Here is a 21,242-nt window from a genome sequence, read left to right on the forward strand (position 1 = left end):
ATCCTGCAAGATTTACATTTTAAATTGGCGTGACAGCTAACGAGACAAAAATGTAAGTAAAAAATGAAGAAAATTATTTCACTTTCAAGTGGCTGTTCGGCTACTTATACTTCAGTTATTCCTAAAAATTGGAAAACAGCTGGTAAAGATTCACTTTTAAAAGACTGGACAATTTATTATTACTTTGAAGATCCATTGCACAAAAAGCAATATCCAAAAGGAAAACGAATTCGTACGAAAGGTATGAACGAGTTTAAAACTTTAGGAGAAAGGAGGGAGGCAACCGAAATTCTTTTACAAGGAATTGTAGATAAGTTGGTAAATCAGCATTGGAACCCACTTTCTAAAAGTTATATGCAAAGTAACGATGCAATTGATGGCAGTAAATCACTACTAGATTCATTAATCTATTACTCAAGAATTAAACAAGCATCTAAAAGCTATACGGCAAATATAAAATCGATGATTGGGTTTGTTGAAGTTTCTATTTATGCGTTACAATTTCAATATAAAAGTGTAAATACTGTAACTAGAAAAGGTATAAAAGCAATCTTAAGGCATCAACAAGAAACAAGAAACAAGAGATATATCTAATTACAGGTATAATAAAATTAAACTCTCATACTTCTGATAGGATGATGAAAGAACATTATGCAGTAAATTGCAGTAAATGAAAAACAACGTACTATAAATAGATTAAAAAATGTGGATGCTTCTTTTTATGAGGGGAACCAATCAGATTAATAGTAGTTATTCAAATAATATTCGGTTAGCTAATAAATTAGTATGACTTTATAATTTGTATTTACCAAGTTAAAAGCTATTAAAACTAAGAGAAGCTGTTGGGATTTACATGTTTCACGCTTAAAAATAATTAGTATGTTTGAACAAATAAATAGATAGAGGTGTGTCTATATTAACTATATATACTTGTTAGCAAATATTATAACTAAATATAAAATGAAAAAAAAATATACAATTCTAATTTTACTATTATCTATTTATAACTTAACATATTCACAAGTAACAGATAATAGAAAACTTGAAGGAAAAAAAATAATTAAATCTTTCCCGATAAATAAATCACTTTTTGATGAGAAGACAGATGGAGGGTTTACTGTAATGATTGAAAAAACACCAATATTTACAGGATGTGAATCTGAAAAAGGGAATGGTGTTAAATCTTGTTATCGTAAAAAAGTTAATGAATTTATAACTTCTAATTTAAGGTATCCTGAAATTGCTAAAAAAAATATGATTCAAGGAAGAGTAATTGCTAAATATATTATAGACAAGAACGGTTTAATAAGTAATGTTTCAGTAAAAGGAAATGAATACCTTTTAGACGAAACAATTAGACTAATAAAATCATTTCCTAAAGTTACCCCTGCAAAACAAAGAGGAAAATCGGTAAAGTATGAAATGACTATACCGGTATACTTTAAACTTGATGATAAATAAAAAGCATTTGCTAACAAGGTATGAAAAACATAGGGCGTTTGTGCTAAACCGAAAGTTCTGTGAGTATTTAGCGAAGTAATAAACCGAAACGAAAGTGCTTATCACCTGTCCTACGTTTTTTATACTGAACGTTGTAAACAATTTGAGAAAATGAAAAAACTAATAGGAATTGGAGTAATAATTTTGACTTTATTTTCTTGTCAATATTTGAATTCATTGTATTCAGACAATACTCTGACTGAAAAAATTGAAGCTGAATTTAAATCGGATTCGGAAATAATTTACTTGACCAAGCTGAATAGTTTTGAATGGAATGAATTACTAATTCTTGGACCATATTCTATAGTTGAAAGTATTGAGAAAGAACTGAATTTGGATTTAGGAAATATAAGAGAAACTGAAATTGAATATAGTGACTCTATAAACCTTCTGGTTTTTCTAAAAGATGGAAAGTCAGTTAAAATTTCAGAAGTATCGAGAGGGATTGGCGATTTTACAAATTTGAGACAGATAATTGAAAAGAGTAAAGTAATATTTGTAAAAACAGAAAACGGACAAAATAAATTGGCAGAATAAAACTGCTTACAATAACGTTAAATATAATATTACTTACCACATATCAACACCTAGCAAGTGTTGTTTTTTTTTATGTCAAAATTTAAGTAAACGAATATTGATAAAATTGTAGTTATTCAAATAATATTCGGTTAGCTAATAAACTAGTATGACTTTATAATTTGTATTTACGAAGTTAAAAGCTATTAAAACTAAGAGAAGTTGTTGGAATTTAAAATGTTTCACGCTTAAAATTAATTAGTATGTTTGAATAAAGAAATAGATACAGGTGTGTCTATAATGGATATATAGTTAATATTAACTATATATACTTGTTTAGGAACAATTTAAAATAAACATGAAACATTTTACAAAAGAAAAATTATACTATTTACTAATAGTTATATTTATTGTATCCTGTGAAGGAGAAGACGGACAAATTGGTTCCATTGGAGAACAAGGAGAGTCTGGTATTAATAGTTTAATCAAAACTTCAAATGAGGATGCAGGAGAGAATTGCGAAAATGGAGGATTGAAAATAGAAACTGGGTTAGATATTAACTCAAATGGAATATTAGAGGAAAATGAAATTCAAAGCACTAATTACACATGTAATGGTGTTGATGGATACTCAAGCTTAGTTAAAATTACTGAAGAATCTGATGGAGCAAATTGTAAAAATGGAGGAATAAAGATTAATTCAGGCATTGATTCTAATAAAAACGGAATCCTTGATGAGATAGAAATTGACACTACTGAATATATTTGTAATGGAATTGGTGGTATTGGTGAAGTAGTTTTAGATTTTAATTATTCTTTTTCTAATGGAACAAATAGCTCTGACGGGAAGGTTAGTGATTCATTTAAAATAAATAATTTTAATATAGAAAATTATAATAATTTTGATTTTGCAAAATTTTCTGCTTCTATAAGGTCTTCAGATAGTTCTGCCTCATGCATAATAGAATTATATGATTTTACTAGTGAAACGGTTATTTCAGAAGCTATTATTCAAACAAATGAAACTTCTTCGACATTCATTGAAACTACTGTTAATTTTTTCAATGAACTTCCTACAAGTTCTACCAATTTAGGGATAAAGATTAAAAGTTCCGTTGAAGGAATAGATGTTTGGTGTTCTAATCCAAGATTAATATTATCTAAGAAATAGTAAAACAATTTCTAACAAAGTATATAAAAAATAGCAGTTAAGTGCAAGCTACAAAGTCTGTGATTTTCTACTATTTTTGTTTTAGACTGAAAATAATTACATTTTTATTCTGCTACGTTTCATATACAAACATGTTACTCAATAAAATACTACTTACCTCAAAACACCTTTAACGAGGTGTTTTTTTACACCAAAAATCCAAGTTCCAACAAACAAACCACTAGACCTAGGGTGTTTTCCTTAAATACTACTAGGGTTTTGTTTACAGAAACTTGCAAATGATCTCATTACATTTGTAACGAGTTTAAGAAAAAAATGATGAAAGAATGAAGGTGTATGTAGTTGATAATCATAAAGTAATTTACGAAGGCTTTAAGGTTTTGTTAGAGGTAGAAGGAATTACAGTTGATGGCTGGAACAGTAATGGTGTTGAGTTATTAAAGTATCTAAAACGAATACTGCAGATGTTTTGATTGTTGATTATAGTATGCCCGATATGGACGGTAATGATGTGTTGCAATATTTTTTAGATAATAATATTGAGCAAAAAGTTTTAATGTTTTCTGGTTATATTGATTATGAATTTATTAAAAACACCATGGTTAAAGGTGCTGAGGGGCGCGGGTTCGAATCCCGTTTTCCACCCAAAAAGTCTTCTCATTTGAGAAGACTTTTTTAATTTAAAGAAAAAAACTTCTCAATTATTTTTGAGAAGTTTTTCTGATTTTTAACCATTCTTGGTATTTGTCTTTATGTTTAAAACGTTTGTGTGTCCATAAATAACATTCAGGTTGTGCTTTTATGTGTTCTTCGGTTATTTTTAAAAATTTATCAGCTATTTCGTAATCTTCGTGGTCGTTTGGGGTGTCGCTTATTAGTTCGAAGGTGGTTTCGAAATATCCTCTCTTAATTTTTGTTGTATTCATGTTTATAACAACTAAATTAAATTTTTTAGCTAAAGTTTCGGCACCTGTATGTACAGGTACATTTGTGTTTAAAAAATTAGCCCAATGCCTTGTTTTGTGTACTTGAGGAGATTGATCACTTAATAAAATATATAAACTTTGAATATCTTTTGATTGGCGTTCGTTAATTTTTTTATTAAATAAAGTAGTAGGTACTCCGTCAAAACCATATTTTGTTCTAGAGTCTTTAATTACTTTTTCAAAATAAGAGTTCTGTATTTTGGTGTACGCACCGTAACAATTAATGTTTAATTGTAGTGGTAGTGCGAAAGCCCATTCCCAGTTTGCTTGATGGGCACCGATTAAGGCAACGCTTCGGCCTTGATTAGCGTATTTGTTTATAAGCTCTGGGTTTGTGTATTTATAGCGTTTGTTTATTTCTTTTTTGCTGATAGAGAATGATTTAATACTCTCAAAAATTAAATCGACAAAGTGTTTAAAGAATTTTTTGCTTATTTTTTTTATTTCAGCTTCGTTTTTATTCGGAAAAGCTATTCGTAAATTAGATTCAACTACTTTTTTTCTGTATCCAATAAGGTGAAACATTATAAAGAAGAAGAAGTCTGAAATAATATATAGAACCCTCATTGGTAATCTTGACAATAGCCAGATGAGTGGGTAGATGATTGCGAATGTTAAAAACTTCATATTTTAAAATTTAAGGTGCAAATATCGGATTAAATTACGAATCATTTACTTTATTAACTTTTGATTATGTTTGTGGTTATAAATAGATAATATGAGTCAAATTATTTTAGTGTTAATAGTGGTGAATGCGTTAGTTTCTTACAAAGGGTTTAATGATACTGTTTTTTTTGATCGATATAAATTTCAGGTGCAAAAAATACTTGGAGGCGATAAATTAAGAATGATATCGTCAGGTTTTTTGCATGCAGATTGGATGCATTTAGGATTTAATATGTACGCGTTGTATCTTTTTGGAAAAGTTGGAGTTGCTAATTTTGGAACTGTTTATTTTTTGTTAATTTATTTTGGAAGCTTATTAGCGGGGAGTATGTATTCTTTATATCAGCATAAAGAAGATCTTTATTATAGTGCTATTGGAGCATCAGGAGCAGTGTCGGGAGTTATTTTTTCTGCAATAATGTTGTATCCAGAGATGAGGTTAATGATGTTGCCAATTCCAATTCCTTTACCTGGTTATGTTTTTGGAATCGGTTACTTATTGTATTCAATTTACGGAATGAAAAAGCAAGTAGGTAATGTTGGGCATTCAGCACATTTAGGAGGTGCTGTTGGTGGTTACCTGTTAACATTAGTTTTAAGACCTAGTGTTTTAGCTAATAATCCTTTAATGATAGGTGCTATTGGAGTTATTATAGTTGGTTTATTCTTATTTGGAGATAAGCTAAAGTTGAATAAGTAAGTAGATTAAAATAAAAAAGTCCGAAACAAATGTTTCGGACTTTTGAGCGAAAGACCAGGTTCGAACTGGCGACATTCAGCTTGGAAGGCTGACGCTCTACCAACTGAGCTACTTTCGCATTGGTAAATAAAGATTTTAGAGTCTACCTTTTAAAGACTTGGAGCGAAAGACCAGGTTCGAACTGGCGACATTCAGCTTGGAAGGCTGACGCTCTACCAACTGAGCTACTTTCGCATTGGTAAATAAAAATTTTAAAGTCTACCTTTTAAAGACTTGGAGCGAAAGACCAGGTTCGAACTGGCGACATTCAGCTTGGAAGGCTGACGCTCTACCAACTGAGCTACTTTCGCATTGGTAAAGTTTTGTGCTTTAAGTAAAAAAATGCTACTGTTAAGCGGTTGCAAATATAAAATAGTTTCTAGTATTTGCAAGTGTTTTTTTAATAAATTTAATAAAGTTTTTTATCTTTTCTCATAACCTTCACAAAGTGAAAGCCATAGATCTCAAAACCTTCATTGTAATAAAATTTATGAGATTTTCTGTTTCCTGTATAGGTGTTTAATTCAATTACTTCATACCCTTTTTGTTTGGTGTATTCATAAATCCAATTAAAGAGTTGTTTACCAATGTTTTTACCCCTGTAACTTTCATCTATAATTACATGGTCTGGCTCAACGCTTTTGCCAGAATAATGACGCAAACTATACCAAAGACCAGAAATACCAATTAATTTGTCATTATCAAAAGCGCCTATACATTCATAAGTATTATAAGTAGTCATTTCTAAAAGGCGTTCTTTTAAAATAGTATCAGGTGTTGTTGTGTTTAATTTTCTTAAAAGCGGAAGGACTGTTAATATGTCTTCTTTTTTGATGGTTTTAAAAGTTATTTCCATTTTTTTAATTTAAGATAAAGATATAAAATTGAATAATTCCTTCTAAATATATTTTTTGATATGATAATTATTTTTTTCATATCCAAAGCATACTATATGTTAAGAGGTGAGGACTATAGTTTTGATAAATATTATGGTAACGTGAAGTATAAAAAAAGCCTCCCTTAGTAATGAGAGGCTAAATACAAAAGGGATTTTTTACTAAATAATTAAAGTGAGCTCTTTAGTGAGGGGGATCACTTTTTATTGTTTTTAATTTTTCTGGCTTATAGAATTAGTTATAAGGATATACAAGAAACTTATATTTATTTGGTGTATTAGATATTTTAGTGTAATAATCTTAATCTACTGTTATTTGAAGTTTACATTTTAGAAATTTAATAACGTATTTATTTTCAAATGATTTGATAAGTCTTAATAAGGTTGGTTTAGATTTCATAATTGTGGTATTTGTTATGCAAGATAGTTTGTAGGTGTTGTAGGTGTTTGTTTTTTAGGTGAGTAGGTGTTTTTTTAGGCAGGGTGAAGAGAATGAACGATAAACTGATTACGTTTTAAAAATGGTAATAAAAAAAAGAAGTTGTCCCCCCGGATAACTTCTTTTAATATAAATAACTAAAATTATTAAAAATGAAAATTAATTTTAAACTATATGTTAAAGATAGTTTAATAACCTAGTTAAAATTTTAAAAAATAGATGAATGGAATGAAAGTATAGGTAAATAATAAAAAGATATCGTTAATAGAATTATCTGTTTGATTAAAAAAAAATTGGAGTTCTTTTTAGAACTCCAATTAACCCATTTCTCTATCTTAAATTTAAATAACTAATAAGATTAGAATCTAAGACAAAACTATATAAGATAAAGTTAGAAAGAACAAAAAAAACCGTAATATAAGTACGGTAGAAGCGTAAAATTTGCAATACTATAAATTAGTAGCTCTATAAAATTTTATCTATTTTTTTTGCTGTTATAATAATAAAAAAGAATATTTATTATTATGATTGTAAAAATAGATGTGATAGTTTATGAATTGAATATAAGTAAACTAACTATAATTAATAATAAATAAGAAGAAATGAAAATATTTGATGAGTTAAGTTCTTTGATTTAAGAAGTAACATGTAGATCTGAATTAGATTTTAAAATTTAGTAAAAAACTTATTACTGTGAAAAATAATATACAAGTATTTAAAACTTGTAAGATTGTTTAAGGTTTGAAAACATAAAATAATTTTAAAACTTGATATGTAACAGAATTAGTATAAAAAAAGAACCCACTCAAAGAATGAGTGGGAAAAATTGCTATGAAAAAGAACTTAAGACGTCTCTTAAGAACTGCTAAATTAAATAGAATTTAATGAAATAGTTAATAATAAACCGTAAAAAAAGTAAGGTAAAACCATAAAGTTTTAATTAACGAAACTATTGTTGTTTAATCGATGTATAAGACTGATGTAAAATTAAAGTAGGGGCGTAGAGGTGAGAAAATTATTCTTAATTATAGTTAAGATAATAAAAAATAGAGCAAGGTGATAGATCCAAAAATAAAAAAAAGTTTTAATAAGTATCCTGTAATAATATTTTTACTTTGGAATTTTACCTGGTGGTAATATTCGTATTTTCTTTTTAGCCGCCCTAATAGCATGTAAAAAACAGCTCCAAACATTTCATCAATACCTAATTCTCCAGTAGTGTCGTAATTGGGAATTCTTTTTTCTTTTTGTTGTTTCATAGTTTGAGATTTAACTATAAGTCATTAAATAAGTAAAAATGTTACAAGTTTTTTATGTTCTTGTTTTATTATAGGATCTATAATATGGTTAGTAGTATAAAATAAAAAGAAGGTAGTTTAATTTTTAAAAGTTAGATAAGTGGCATTGAAGTGTCGTTTAAAAGTAAAAGAATAAGGATGAGTGTAAAAACTTAATAAGTAAAACTGAAGTGTTTGCTTAAGACGATTAGATTTTAATAAGTTTATTCGAGTATTTTAAATTAATTAATCACAACCCTTCACAATTATGAATTAATACTCCAAGGTATAATAGATTCAAAGGGTTTTAACTGATTGAAAGTTATTAAAACATAAAAAAAAACTAAGTATGTTAACTTTAAAATAATAGTAAAATATACAATGTTATTTTTTTAATACAATAAAAGAAGGTGCGGTTTTGAAGGAAGGTAGAAATGATGATTAAAACTGTAGTTATTCAGATATTTAATTTGGTAGAGGTAATGATTTAAACTGTAGAGCTTTAAAAGGAGATGTATCATACAAACCGACTAAACAAGCATGTATTGTAAGAGGAGCAGCATAGTTATAATTTATTCCGTCAGTGAATTCAGCTAGGGGAATTAAAGCAAAAATTAGAATTAAACAAATAGTTGTGAGTTTAATAAAAGGAAACATTTTTAGTCTCTACATATTTATTTTTAAGTTACTCACTGTTATTTTCCATGTTATAAAGATAGTAATAGTAAAAGTAGGTTTTAAAATAAAAAAAGCTCCTAAGGAAGGAGCTATAAAAACAAATTGGGGATTAATTTTTCTATTGGACGAATAATCTTCCTTGAGCTTACAAATAAATCGAAATAAAAAAATAACAGTAGAAATTATGAATGGAATTATGCAAGTAGGGGCGATGAATTCTTTGAAAAAAAATATTAGTTAATGATTCAATTGAATGCTAACTACAAATAAGGATGTATGACAATGATACTTTTATTGATTTAGATAAAACTGAGGCTAAGAAATTGAGTGAAAAATTAATTAAATGAGTTAACCAATAACTGTAGTTAATCTTTGTCTTTGCCTTTTGAAAAATGATCTCCTCTAATGCCAAGAATATTTACACATTTTGGACAGAAGATAAAAACAATAACTATTAAAATAAGAATGATTAGGCCAATTGACATAAGACAAAATTACACAAATAAAATAACTGTAGAAAAAAGAATAAAAAAGTAGAACCCCCGAAGGAGTTCTACATTAATCTAAATTATTAATCATAACCCTTCCAAATTATGAGTAAGCAAAACTATATAATCAAAAAGAATAATGATGAAAAAAAGCCATAAAATAAGTAAGGTATAAACGTAAAATAAAGATTAATCAAACAGTAGAAATTATGAATGTAAAAACATTAATAAATATGATTTAAAAAAAAACAGTACTAGGCTAGGGTATAAAAATCTAGTACTGGTAAATTAAATATATTATTAAGAAATGTATAAATGTTTCTTCTTAGTGACCTCTTTTTTTATGGATAGAGATTTACTTTATGTTTCATTTACAAATTCTATATAAAACTATTGATTTTTTTTAAAAAAATTATACTATAAATATAATTTAAGAAGAGGTGTGAATTTTTAAATGTTACATAAATGAAATTGAAGTATCGATTAAAAATCAAAAAGTAAGGATAAATAAATTGTAGTTATAATAAGTTTTTTAGTCTCTTAAAAAAAATATTGATCAAGTTTACAAATTATAATACAGGCAATTATAAGTAGAATAGAAAAATAAATTAATTTATATAAAAAAAGCGAACCAAAGTTCGCTAATAGATTAAAAATATTGACAATACCCATTATCGCAATAAGAGCCCCAAGGTGGACAATCTTTAGCTGTACGGCATCTAGTAGTCCATCCTGGGCCTCCACCGTTAATAGACTGCTGTTCTTTTTTATCAAGATTAGTACCTAGATTTGAAATTTTTTTTAACATGGTTTGAGTTTTAAGTTTCTCAAATTTAAATAGATAAAAATGAAACAGACATAAATAAACCATAAAATAAGTAAGGTAAAACCGTAAAATAAAGACTAAAATAATTGCAGTAGCCTATAAATACGACATAGATGAAAATATGAATTAATATACTAGTACAATAAATATTCTTAGCTATTTTTTTGTGTTTATTTTAATGAAAAAATGAAAAGAAGTCGTCCCCCCTGGATAACTTCTTTTCTGTATAACTAACTCAAAATTAAACTATGCAGTAAAGATAATTTAAGAAGAGGGTTGAATTTTTAAATGTTAGATAAATGGCATTGAAGTATCGATCAAAAATCAAAAAGGGAGGGTAAATAAACAGTAATTAATCTTTGTCTTTATCTTTTGTAAACGAATCACCTCTAATTCTAAGAATATTAACACATTTCGGACAGATGTTAAAAATAAAAATTAGTAGAAGAATGATTAGATTAGTTGACATAACTCAAAATTAAAATAACAGTAATTAAAGGAGTTTGAAAGCAATAGAATTTGTTGTCATTACCAATACAGTATAAGGAGTTGATGTATAAATAAGAATCTGGTTGCAACTTTTAAACTGAATATAAAAAAAGCTCCCGAAGGAGCTGTGTAATTAGAAATAAGAAAATTAATACTAAAATAGTAAATCTAAATAAAACTATAATAAGCTTAATAAACTCATGACAAACATATATAAAATAGAATTAGAATGAGTTTAATAAACCGTAAAAAAGGTAAGGTTTAACCATAAAATTTAAATTTTAAAAAAACATTATACCTGTAGTTATTGAAATAAAACACACACACAAAAATGGAATTATAAATACTCCGTAGATCAAGCTGAATTGTTAACCGAAATTGATTGGGTTGATGATGTTTACCTGAATTGTTTAAGTAGATAACGTGTTGATTAACTGTAGTTTAAATGCTATATAAAATAACAAAATAAATGATTATTAAAAGTGTAGTATGTGATATGTGAAAAAGCGAGCTGAAGCTCGCTTAATTATAAAATTTTACTATGAAAAATGCCAACAACATTTTTGAGCAGCATGGTAAGGGGATTTAGCACACCAGTTATCTTTACATTTTGTAGCATCTTGTCCGCCGTTAATTGCTTTTTGTTTATTTTTATTTAAGGTAGTCCCTAAATTTGAAATGTTCTTTAACATAATTTGAGTTTTAAAATTTATCGAATTTAAAAAGTTTAAAATAAGATTAGGAATAAAAAACCGTAATAAAAGTAAGGTAAAATCTTATTTGTTAAAATTAACAAATAACAATAGTTAATTAAAAGAAGTTAAGAGTGTCTTAATTATATCCTTTTAACAAAACAAAACAAAATTAAAAAAGTTGTGAAGTTGTAGTATAAAATAAAAAGAAGCACCCCTTCAAGTAATGCTTCTTCTTTAATAACTAATCAAACTATAAAAACTAAAATTAAATTTTAAACTATACAGTAAATATAATCTAAGAAGATGATTGAGTTTCTTAAAGTTAGGTAAATGGCATTTAAGTATCGTTTAAAGGTAAAAGAATAAAGATAAATAAGTTACAAGTATGGAAAATAGGAATGTGTAAATATAAATACTAAATAGGTAAAATTGAAGTTAGTTTAAAATGTTGTTTTTGAGTTGTTTATAATTTAAGTAGTTGTAGATGAAAATAAAAATGTAGAACCCCTTATGGAGTTCTACATTGATTTAAATTAATTAATCACAACCCTTCACAATTATGAATTAATACTCCAAAGGTATAATAGATTCTAATAGTTTTAACAGGTAGTAGGTTATTAAAACATCAAAAGAAAGCTAGATATATTAACGTTAAAATAATAGAAAAATGTGCAGTATTATTTTTAAAGTATATTGATTTGATGAGGATTTAAAAGAAGATTAAAATGGTAGTTAATGATGTGTGAAATTTAATTTTAAAGGATGTATTTATAATGTATGTGCATGTTAAATTAAATAAAAAAAACATGAATATTACTATATGATAAATCTCAAAATTTAATAGGAATTATAATTGTTGAATTTTTATTAATAAGGTTTGTCAAGGAATTTAAAAAGAGACTCTAGTTTTTTATTAACTTTTAAAAACAAGAATGATGTAAGTTTTAGATATGTGGTTGATTTACTGTTTTTTATAAAGAAGTGTTTGAAAAATAGAAGTATAAGGTAAATTAAGTAAGAGTGTAGTTAAATTAATTATATTAAAAAAAAACGAACAGAAGTAAATTTTAAATCTATTTCTGTTCGTTTTTTTTCAATTTGCAAGAATAGCTATTGTTTAATCAGGAATCAACATCTTAATAGGTGTTGATTTTTTATTTTAAAAATTTAATCTTTTAAAGGAATTTCCTTTTAAGGTTTTTAATTATACGAAATAAGTATCTCTGAATTTGCGACTATATGAATTGATACTCATTAGGGCTGTTAGATATTTTATTGTAATAATATTTACTTACTGTTATCTCTATTTTAAGTTTTGGAAACTTAATAAGATACTCATTTCCATATGATTTAATAAGTTTTACTAGGGTAGGGGTGGGTTTTGATTTCATAATTATTGATTTATTATTGAAAGTAATTAATAAAGTCAGGTTAATTATGGAATTTTAGATAAGCGAAAGAGTTTGTTTAGATGAAATAAGGAAAATAAGCGATTAATTAAATAGCTTTTATAGTTGTTTTAATATGTTGAATAAAATTGTAATTAAATATTAAAAGAAAAGAAATAAACTGAAAACGTAAGCTGTTGAAAATAAAAAATGCTCCCGAAGGAGTTTTTAATCGCTATAAAATAATTAATCACAACCCTTTAAAGTTATGAATTGGCTATTAAAACATGTTATAATGATTTTACCCTATAAGAAAAGTAAAATAAAAAAGAAAAAAAAAGAATATTAGTGTAAGAGTTTGTGTAGGGGTAGTTTTATTTGTGAGTTAGAGTGTTGGAATAGATTATTTTAAAGTAGGAGTATATGTGATCTTATAATACTAGTAAGGTAAAAAGAAGCACCCCTTCAAGTAATGCTTCTTTTTTAATAACTAGTTAATTAAACTATAGCTGTAAAAAACTAAATTTTAAATTATGCTGTAAATATAATTAAAGGTTATAGTTTTATTTTTATTAGTTAGACGAATGGCGTTAAAGTATCGATGTAAAAATAAAAAAGATAGATGTGTGTAGTTTGGGTAAAAAAAAAGAGCTCATTTCTGAACTCTTAGTGACAAAGATTTTATCCCCATAAAAAAACTTTGTAATATTTTAACGTTTTCAAATTTAAAGAGTTATAATTATAAAAAGGAAGATAAAACCGTAAAATAAGTAAGGTAGAACCGTAAAATAAATGTGAATTATGGAAAATAAAGAGTAAAAAAAAACCCACTTCTTTGAGAGGTGGGAAAATTGCTATGAAAAAGAATGTATTAGAACGTCTTCTAATACCCTACAAATATATGAAAAATAATAATATAACCAAAAACAATTCTATAAATATTTTTTGAGATGAAAAAATAAGGGGTAGAAGGTTAAAAGAATATTAATTGAAATACTGAGTAGATCCTTAAAAACAGTAGATAAAGTAGTATGGCATTCTATCGTTAGTTTGTAAATAAGATAATGTGTATTAATACGGAGATAGGGAAGGTGTATTATTACAAGAAGTGTTTTTAGATAATTATGATTGTAAATTATCCTATACTTATGAACTTTAAAGTTAATGTACGGTAAGAGGATAGTTTATGTTACCTTATAATAGAGGCATAAAAAAAGAAACCAATTGTGGTTTCTTTTTTTTTAAAACTATAAATCCCCCCAGATTATATATAGTTCTAGCTAATGAGTAAGACACATTAATTTTATATAAGTCACATAAAAGTGAAATTAAGAATAAAAAAAGAATGTAAAAAAAGATAAGGCGGTGTTTGTTTAAGTAATAGGCGGAATTAAAATAAATTGAATTTTATTATTTAGGAGGTAATAAGATGAAATTAGAAGTTATTTATTAGGTGTAAGTAACTATTTATTTTTAATTAAGTTTTAAAAAATTAATACTAGTTAATATAATTTTTTAACGTTTTGAGTCTTTAACTAGCGAGAAGTAGATTTTATAAAACTATTTTTAAAAATTATTTAATAATGGTAACCAGTATTTTATAGTGTTTTTTGTTAAATTATAATAGTGAGCTATTGACACGCCTCAAACTCAAAAAAACATTGAAAACAAAGGTTGCAGCGTGTTTAAAATAGATTCATTTGTTAAAAATTAGACCTTTTAGGCTAAAAAATGCAATTAAATTGCATAATATCAATTTATTGTCATGAAAATAGCACTTTTTTATCATTTGCGACATACGTCCACAATTTTAATAGATTGAATCATATACATTTGTAAAAATTAGTAAAAAGTAAATGAAAATATTTTTAGTAGATGACCATCCAGTAGTTATTGAAGGATATAAAGCTATGATGAATGCAGAAGGAATTAACGTTGTAGGTTCTTCTACTAATGGTTATGGTTTAATAGATTGGTTAGATAATAATTATTGCGATGTTTTGTTATTAGATATCTCAATGCCTTTTTATAACGGATTCGATGTTTTAAAACACCTTCAAAAAAATAACAGTACTGTAAAAACAATTATGGTAACCTCTTATTGCGATTCTGCATCTATACGTACTTCAATAGATTTAGGAGCTAAAGGCTATGTTTTAAAAGAAGAATCGGCATACGCTATTGTAGATGCAGTAAAAGCGGTGTATAATGGTAAAACATACTTTTCAGACTTAGCTAGAGACACTATTATTAATACTAAATTAGATAACCCCGATCAGTTATTAATAACCGATATGTTGTCTAAAAAAGAAACCGAAGTTTTAAAGTTTTTGGTTGAAGGTTTTGAAAGTGATGTTATTTGTGAAAAAATGCAAATAAAACCAACAACATTTAGAAGTTACACCGAGCGTTTACGTAAAAGTTTAGGTGTTAAAACAAACATACAATTAGTTTTAATGGCTATGAAGCATAAAACCGAATTATTCTTAAAGAAGTAAAATTTAGATTTATTAATTGCTAGTATTTTAACTGTATTTTTAAGGTTTAATTTTTAAAAATATAAAATATGAAAACGGCATTTAAAGTAATAGCATTAATCTTTGTTTTAGGTTTTATTTCTTGTATAGATAACGATAACATAGTACCAGAGAATGAAAAACAACAAATACAAGCAGTCAACAAAGAAGATATTACAGCGCCAGGAAGCGGAAGCGACGACGACGACGACGTTAATAACGACCTTTAAAGAGAATTTCGGTTATATAATTATTGTATTGTGCGCAATATCTTTTTACTCGTATCAATTTCTTGATGAACGTAGTGAAGCGTATTCTGTTGCTTTAAATTCTCACAAAGCAGCAAAAAAAGAAAGAACCAAAATTAATAAAGAGATAATAAAAAATTCGGAGGGAACCGAACTGTATAATCAATTTCAAACTCAGAATAAAAAAACAAATTTGTTGTGGAGTCATTTTTTGAAGGTTAAAAATAATGACCAATTTTTTGGTTTTAAAACCCTTAAAATATTCTCAAAAGAATTTGGTGTTTTTTTTGGGTTCTTTATGTATGCTTTATTTAATCTTTATCGTACATTTAGGTATGAACGTTTTAATATAGGTATTAAAATTTACCATTCATTTATTATTTCGGTATGTGTTTTTTATTTTTTTTGGATATTTCAACAATTTCAAGACTTTAGTAAACCCATATATTTTTTAATGACCATTGCAGCTGCTTACTTTGTGTTTTTAGCGATGCATTTATTATTTAAAAATAAGAAGACAAAAGAAGAACGCTTACGCGCTAATTTAATGGAGGTTGCTAAATTTACCTTTAAAAATACAAAGCCTGAAAAAAGAGAAGAAATGCTCGATTTAATTAAAGAAATTGCGGCAAATAAATAAACACTCTTTTTGTCCTTTTTCTTAACCTCTTTATTTTTCCTCAATTAAGGCTGAGTTTTTTTCTTTAAGTTTAGTAAAGTAGTTGCTAAATTTGTCTGTTTTGGTATTTGTAATTATAAAATTAGGTTCGTAGAACCTTTGTAATTCTCATGTACTGTTAGTTTTTTTATTGAGGCAGTTTTATGGCTAAAACTTTACTTATATAAGGTGTGTTTTACTGTGTTTTTTTCATAATGCTACATGTTTGCGTAGCGAGAAGTAGGTTTTATAAAGCTATTTTTATAAACCGTTTAATGCTGTTAGTTAGTTAGTTAGTTAGTTAGTTATAGTGTTTTTTTTGTTAAATAACGATCGTAATCGTGAGCTATTGACACGTGTAAAATTCAAAAAAATCTTTAATAACAAAAGCTGTAACGTTTCTAAAACATGTTTATTTATTAAAGATTAGAATATTTAGACTAAAAAAAACGCAATTAAACTGCTTAATAATTTGCCTATTGTTATAAAAACATCATTTTTTTATCATTTTTGGCAATTTTTAGGGTTTTGTCTATTTTTCGGTATAATAAGTTGTTATACATTTGAACTCAGAAAAAGAAGAGATAAAATGAAAGTTCATATTGCAGATGATCATAATTTAATATTACAAGGTTTTAAGGCATTGCTAAAAGCCCATGATATTAATGTAGTAGGAACTTCACAAAACGGAACTGAGCTTATTAATTGGTTAGCCTCTAATGATTGCGATGTGTTGATTTTAGATATTTCAATGCCAGATATTAACGGTATTGAAATATTAAAGATTTTAAAAAAGAAAAATGCACAACCAAAAACTATTATTGTTTCTAGCTACGATACTGATGTAATGATATATGATGCTATCAGATATGGAGCTAAAGGTTATGTTTTAAAACAAGAAGCAAGCAGTAGTATAATTGAAGCACTAAAAGTGGTTTACAGTAATGGTATTTACTATTCAAAAGAAGTTAGAGAAATTATTATTTCAAATAGGTTAGATACCGATTTTGAATATGTATATCACGAAGTTTTAACAAAAAGAGAGCGTGAAGTATATGGTTTAATGGTTAACGAACTTTCACCTGCCGAAATAGAAACTAAACTTAAATTAAGTGCAAGTACTATTCGTACTCATTTACAAAAAGTACGATTAAAATTTAATTCAAAGAGTAATGTTAATTTAGCATTAATCGCGTTAAAGTATTTGAGAAAATAATACCAAATATGCTGAAAACGTTATAGTTGTAATTTGTATTTTAGGATTTTTAAAATTTTAAATCCTTATAATATGAGAAAAGTAATTTCAATTGTAGCATTGGTAGTAGCATTAGGTTTTGTTTCGTGTACAGATAACACTGAAATTGTAGAAAATCAAAATGAAAAACAAGAATTATTCGGAATCGACAAGGGTGATGCCTCAAACCCAAACAATGATGGCGGGGAAGATCCAGAAGGACCAAGTTAGAAACAAAATAGCTCCTTTTATAGTTGCAATTATTTGCATTACATCTCTTTATTCATTTGAGTTTTTACCAAGCTTTAGTGATGGGTATTCTAGTGCCTTAAATGAATATAAAATTGCCGAAAAAATAAATAAATCAGCTTTATCTGAAATTAAGGAAAACGCAAAGGGAACATCTTCTGGAGATAAATACGTAGAAACTTTTGCTGTTTCTTTAGAAAAGTGGAAAAAATTTAAAGTAGCTAAGAATGAAGAAGCTGTTTTTGGTTTTAAATCTTTGCAATTATTTATTGCAGAATTAGGTCCCATGCTTTGCTTTTTCATATATATACTCTATATGATTTTTAGGTCATTTTATTTTGATCGTAAAAACGTAGGAGTTAAAGTGCTGCACGGACTTATTTTAACGGGGCCAATATTTTATTTTTATTGGATATTTCAGCCTTTTCAAGATGTAAGTAGGGTAACATACTATTTTATGACTTTTGTATCAGCTATAGTGGTAGTATTTGCTGTATTTTTAATTACAAAGTATCAAGATCATAGAATAAACCGACTTAAAAAAGGGCAATTTGAACTCGCTAAATTCACTTTTAAGAATACCAAAGCCGAAAAACGGGAAGAAATGCTTACTACTATAGAGCGTATTGTTAAAGATAATTAACACTCACAGGTTTCTCTTTGTAATAATAAATATATCTAGGTAATTTTAATAACTAGCCTAGATAATGTGCTCTATATGGATTTAAAAAAATGATTGAAACTAATAGAAGAAAACCCAGTGCTAAATAAAATTGAGAAAATATTTTGAGCGATTTAGTTTAAAAAATGAATTAGAAGACTTAAAAGTAAAAAAAATATCTCGAAAAATCAGGGTATAATTTGCTATTTGGGTTGAATTAAGTTTACATAAAAGAATGAAAATAAATTTTTTACTTAGCTGAGTTTCAGTTTTTGTTTAAAACTCTTTTCTACCCTAGTTACTATCCTGTCTCTTTTTCTTTCCTAAGTTGAAAAATTAGAAGATTCAATTTTAAAGTTTTATTAATCTTAAAACCTTGCGTTAATGGAATAATACCTTCGATGTTTTCATGGTCTATTTTAAACGTATTAAGAGTAGTAGTGCCTTGTTTTCGAGAGACAAATATGATATGGGGTTTTTCTAAAAAATAACAAAGCCCTTTTATAAAAAAAGGGCTTTGTGTTTATAAGTAGCGAGAAGCAGATTTTACAAAGCTATTACTTAAAACCCTTTAGTATTGATAGTCAGTTATTTACAGTTTTTGTTTTCGTTAAATAACGATTGTAATGGCGAGCTATTGACACGTGTCAGACTCAAAAAAAACCTTTGAAAACAAAGGTTGCAACGTTTTTAGAACATATTCATTTATTAAAAATTAGAACATTTAGGCTTAAAAAACGCAATTAAATTGCTTAATAATTCGCCTATTATCACTTAATTATCACAAAAATAGCACTTTTTTATCATTTGCGACAATTGTCCACAATTTTAATAAATTGAATCATATACATTTGTAAAAATTAGCAAAAAGAAAATGAAAATATTTTTAGTAGATGACCATCCAGTAGTTATTGAAGGATATAAAGCTATGATGAATGCCGAAGGGATTAACGTTGTAGGTTCTTCTACTAACGGCCATGGTTTAATAGACTGGTTAGATAATAATTATTGTGATATTTTGTTGTTAGATATCTCAATGCCTTTTTATAACGGATTCGATGTTTTAAAATACCTTCAAAAAAATAACAGCACCGTAAAAACAATTATGGTAACCTCTTATTGCGATTCCGTTTCTATAAGTACCTCAATAGATTTAGGAGCCAAAGGCTATGTTTTAAAAGAAGAAAGTGCATACTGTATTGTAGATGCTGTAAAAGCGGTGTATAATGGTAAAACATACTTTTCAGACTTAGCAAGAGACACTATTATTGATGCTAAGTTAGATAACCCCGATATGTTATTAATAACAGATATGTTATCGAAAAAAGAAACCGAAGTTTTAAAGTTTTTAGTTGAAGGTTTTGAGTGTGATGTTATTTGTGAGAAAATGCAAATAAAACCAACAACATTTAGAAGTTATACCGAGCGTTTACGAAAAAATTTAGGCGTAAAAACAAACATACAATTAGCCTTAATAGCTATAAAACATAAAACCGAATTATTCTTGAAAACTGAAAATTAATAAATATGAAAACTTCATTTAAAGTATCAGCTTTTATCTTAGCTTTAGGCTTTATTCTTTTTTGTATGTATAAGAATAATATAGTGCCTAAAGATAGAAAACAACAAACACAAGTAGTTCACAAAAGAGATATTACAGCACCAGGAAGAGAAAACGATGAGCTTGATTATATTGAAGACTAAATAACATATAATTAGCTGCAATAGCTATAAAACATAAAACTGATTTATTCTAAAAGAAGTAAAATTTACATTTATTAATTGCTAGTATTTTAATCGTATTTTTAAAGCTTAATTTTTTAAAAATATAAAATATGAAAACGGCATTTAAAGTAATAGCATTAATCTTTGTTTTAGGTTTTGTTTCTTGTACAGATAACGATAATATAGTACCAGAGAATGAAAAACAACAAATACAAGCAATTGACAAAGGATCAGATATTCACGTTGGAGGAGTCGACGATGAAGAAGATAATAACGACCTTTAAAAAATATTTTTTTTATTTAATAGTTGTATTCTGTGCAATATCTTTTTATACACATCAGCTTATAAGTGAGCGGAGTGAAGGTTATACTATTGCCTTAAAATTACATAAAGAAGCGAAAAAGAAAAGAACTGAAATAAATAAAGAAATAATAAAAAAATCGAAGGGAACTGAATTGTATAATCAGTTTCAGACTCAAAATTCAAAAACTAATTTATTGTGGAGTGAATTTTTAAAGGTTAAAAAAAACGAGAAAGTGTTTGGTTTTAAATCTTTAAGGTTTTTTATTGAGCGATTTGGTTTAATACTCTGTTTTTTTATTTATGCTTTCTATAATTTAATAAAGTCTATTAAAAATATTAAAGAAAACCCAGGTGTTAAATTAACTCACATATTTATTTTGTCAGTCTGTTTTTTTTATTTTTTCTGGATCTTTCAGCAATTTCAAGATTTTAGTAAGTTAACATATATTTTTATGACCATACTAACAGCTTGTATTGTGTTTTTAGCCATGCATTTATTATTTAAAAATAAGAAGACAAAGGAAGAACGTTTACGAGCTAACTTAATGGAAGTAGCAAAATTTACCTTTAAAAATACAAAGCCTGAGAAGAGAGAAGAAATGCTCGATTTAATTAAAGAAATTGCTAAAAATAAGTAAATCACCTTCTCTTACCCTCTTTTAATACTATACGATATATTCGTATTAAATTACTATGCACTTAAAAAACTATGGAATTAAAAAAGCTAATAGAGCTTAACAAAGCTATAAATGAAATTGAACAAAACCCTGAGTTAAATGAGCTTGAAAAGTATTTTGAACTCCTAGTTTTAAAAAACGAATTAGAAGAATTAAAAGCAAAAAAAAGTACCCAGAAAAAATCAGGGTACAATTTATTATTTGGCTTGAATTAAAA

At 26.8% G+C, this 21,242-nt stretch carries 22 protein-coding genes and 3 tRNA genes; 18 read left to right on the forward strand and 7 right to left on the reverse strand.

Going from position 1 to position 21,242, the window contains the following annotated elements:
* The first annotated feature begins 63 nt into the window (after window positions 1-63).
* From CXF68_RS09010 to CXF68_RS21180, 6 genes are all read left to right on the forward strand, one after another.
* Complete coding sequence (locus CXF68_RS09010) at window positions 64-594, forward strand: hypothetical protein (RefSeq protein ID WP_101044031.1); 531 nt, start codon at window positions 64-66, stop codon at window positions 592-594.
* Between the two features lie 366 nt (window positions 595-960).
* Window positions 961-1,461 carry an energy transducer TonB gene (locus CXF68_RS09015; RefSeq protein ID WP_101044032.1) on the forward strand — a complete coding sequence of 167 codons (501 nt, stop codon included), beginning with the start codon at window positions 961-963 and terminating at the stop codon, window positions 1,459-1,461.
* A gap of 150 nt (window positions 1,462-1,611) precedes the next feature.
* Window positions 1,612-2,037: a hypothetical protein gene (locus tag CXF68_RS09020; RefSeq protein WP_101044033.1), complete on the forward strand. Its 426-nt coding sequence runs from the start codon at window positions 1,612-1,614 to the stop codon at window positions 2,035-2,037.
* A 337-nt stretch (window positions 2,038-2,374) separates the two neighbouring features.
* Window positions 2,375-3,187 (forward strand): hypothetical protein, encoded by an 813-nt coding sequence (locus CXF68_RS09025; RefSeq protein ID WP_101044034.1) that lies wholly within the window; start codon window positions 2,375-2,377, stop codon window positions 3,185-3,187.
* Between the two features lie 326 nt (window positions 3,188-3,513).
* A complete protein-coding gene (locus CXF68_RS20525; RefSeq protein WP_157821887.1) occupies window positions 3,514-3,660 on the forward strand; it encodes a hypothetical protein in 147 nt (48 codons plus the stop codon).
* Between the two features lie 23 nt (window positions 3,661-3,683).
* Window positions 3,684-3,866 carry a hypothetical protein gene (locus CXF68_RS21180; protein WP_369800492.1) on the forward strand — a complete coding sequence of 61 codons (183 nt, stop codon included), beginning with the start codon at window positions 3,684-3,686 and terminating at the stop codon, window positions 3,864-3,866.
* Window positions 3,867-3,888: 22 nt separating this feature from the next.
* Here the strand turns inward: CXF68_RS21180 and CXF68_RS09035 are convergent, their stop codons facing one another.
* A complete protein-coding gene (locus CXF68_RS09035) occupies window positions 3,889-4,800 on the reverse strand; it encodes a lysophospholipid acyltransferase family protein (protein WP_101044036.1) in 912 nt (303 codons plus the stop codon).
* Window positions 4,801-4,891: 91 nt separating this feature from the next.
* On the opposite strand from CXF68_RS09035, the gene CXF68_RS09040 reads away from it, so the two are divergent.
* On the forward strand, window positions 4,892-5,539 hold the full coding sequence (locus CXF68_RS09040) for a rhomboid family intramembrane serine protease (RefSeq protein ID WP_101044037.1): 648 nt from the start codon (window positions 4,892-4,894) through the stop codon (window positions 5,537-5,539).
* A gap of 45 nt (window positions 5,540-5,584) precedes the next feature.
* Here the strand turns inward: CXF68_RS09040 and CXF68_RS09045 are convergent.
* The 6 genes from CXF68_RS09045 to CXF68_RS20530 form a co-directional block, all read right to left on the reverse strand.
* Window positions 5,585-5,657 (reverse strand) — tRNA-Gly (locus CXF68_RS09045).
* A 40-nt stretch (window positions 5,658-5,697) separates the two neighbouring features.
* A tRNA-Gly gene (locus tag CXF68_RS09050) sits at window positions 5,698-5,773 on the reverse strand.
* 40 nt (window positions 5,774-5,813) lie between these two features.
* Window positions 5,814-5,889, reverse strand: a tRNA-Gly gene (locus CXF68_RS09055).
* Between the two features lie 98 nt (window positions 5,890-5,987).
* Window positions 5,988-6,434 carry a GNAT family N-acetyltransferase gene (locus tag CXF68_RS09060; protein ID WP_101044038.1) on the reverse strand — a complete coding sequence of 149 codons (447 nt, stop codon included), beginning with the start codon at window positions 6,432-6,434 and terminating at the stop codon, window positions 5,988-5,990.
* 1,509 nt (window positions 6,435-7,943) lie between these two features.
* A complete protein-coding gene (locus CXF68_RS09065) occupies window positions 7,944-8,171 on the reverse strand; it encodes a hypothetical protein (RefSeq protein WP_101044039.1) in 228 nt (75 codons plus the stop codon).
* 3,038 nt (window positions 8,172-11,209) lie between these two features.
* Complete coding sequence (locus tag CXF68_RS20530; RefSeq protein ID WP_157821889.1) at window positions 11,210-11,362, reverse strand: hypothetical protein; 153 nt, start codon at window positions 11,360-11,362, stop codon at window positions 11,210-11,212.
* Between the two features lie 3,247 nt (window positions 11,363-14,609).
* On the opposite strand from CXF68_RS20530, the gene CXF68_RS09080 reads away from it, so the two are divergent.
* From CXF68_RS09080 to CXF68_RS09120, 11 genes are all read left to right on the forward strand, one after another.
* Window positions 14,610-15,251, forward strand: a complete 642-nt coding sequence (locus CXF68_RS09080; protein ID WP_101044042.1) for a response regulator transcription factor — start codon at window positions 14,610-14,612, stop codon at window positions 15,249-15,251.
* Between the two features lie 68 nt (window positions 15,252-15,319).
* On the forward strand, window positions 15,320-15,499 hold the full coding sequence (locus tag CXF68_RS09085; RefSeq protein WP_101044043.1) for a hypothetical protein: 180 nt from the start codon (window positions 15,320-15,322) through the stop codon (window positions 15,497-15,499).
* 28 nt (window positions 15,500-15,527) lie between these two features.
* Complete coding sequence (locus CXF68_RS09090) at window positions 15,528-16,157, forward strand: hypothetical protein (protein WP_101044044.1); 630 nt, start codon at window positions 15,528-15,530, stop codon at window positions 16,155-16,157.
* A 607-nt stretch (window positions 16,158-16,764) separates the two neighbouring features.
* Window positions 16,765-17,391 carry a response regulator transcription factor gene (locus tag CXF68_RS09095; protein ID WP_101044045.1) on the forward strand — a complete coding sequence of 209 codons (627 nt, stop codon included), beginning with the start codon at window positions 16,765-16,767 and terminating at the stop codon, window positions 17,389-17,391.
* Between the two features lie 72 nt (window positions 17,392-17,463).
* Window positions 17,464-17,640, forward strand: a complete 177-nt coding sequence (locus CXF68_RS20540) for a hypothetical protein (RefSeq protein WP_157821891.1) — start codon at window positions 17,464-17,466, stop codon at window positions 17,638-17,640.
* On the forward strand, window positions 17,609-18,301 hold the full coding sequence (locus CXF68_RS20545) for a hypothetical protein (RefSeq protein ID WP_157821892.1): 693 nt from the start codon (window positions 17,609-17,611) through the stop codon (window positions 18,299-18,301). Before CXF68_RS20540 ends, CXF68_RS20545 begins: the two co-directional genes overlap by 32 nt.
* 892 nt (window positions 18,302-19,193) lie before the next feature.
* The gene (locus CXF68_RS09110; RefSeq protein ID WP_101044048.1) at window positions 19,194-19,841 is read left to right on the forward strand and encodes a response regulator transcription factor; all 648 of its coding nucleotides are present in this window, start codon (window positions 19,194-19,196) and stop codon (window positions 19,839-19,841) included.
* Between the two features lie 5 nt (window positions 19,842-19,846).
* Window positions 19,847-20,023, forward strand: coding sequence for a hypothetical protein (locus CXF68_RS20550; protein WP_157821893.1), 177 nt, complete (start codon window positions 19,847-19,849; stop codon window positions 20,021-20,023).
* 131 nt (window positions 20,024-20,154) lie between these two features.
* A complete protein-coding gene (locus tag CXF68_RS20555; protein WP_157821894.1) occupies window positions 20,155-20,328 on the forward strand; it encodes a hypothetical protein in 174 nt (57 codons plus the stop codon).
* Window positions 20,329-20,800: 472 nt separating this feature from the next.
* The gene (locus CXF68_RS20835) at window positions 20,801-20,986 is read left to right on the forward strand and encodes a hypothetical protein (RefSeq protein WP_198553780.1); all 186 of its coding nucleotides are present in this window, start codon (window positions 20,801-20,803) and stop codon (window positions 20,984-20,986) included.
* 71 nt (window positions 20,987-21,057) lie between these two features.
* On the forward strand, window positions 21,058-21,240 hold the full coding sequence (locus CXF68_RS09120; protein ID WP_101044050.1) for a hypothetical protein: 183 nt from the start codon (window positions 21,058-21,060) through the stop codon (window positions 21,238-21,240).
* The last annotated feature ends 2 nt before the right edge of the window (window positions 21,241-21,242 follow it).

The organism is Tenacibaculum sp. Bg11-29 (assembly GCF_002836595.1).
In the GTDB taxonomy this organism is placed as follows: domain Bacteria; phylum Bacteroidota; class Bacteroidia; order Flavobacteriales; family Flavobacteriaceae; genus Polaribacter.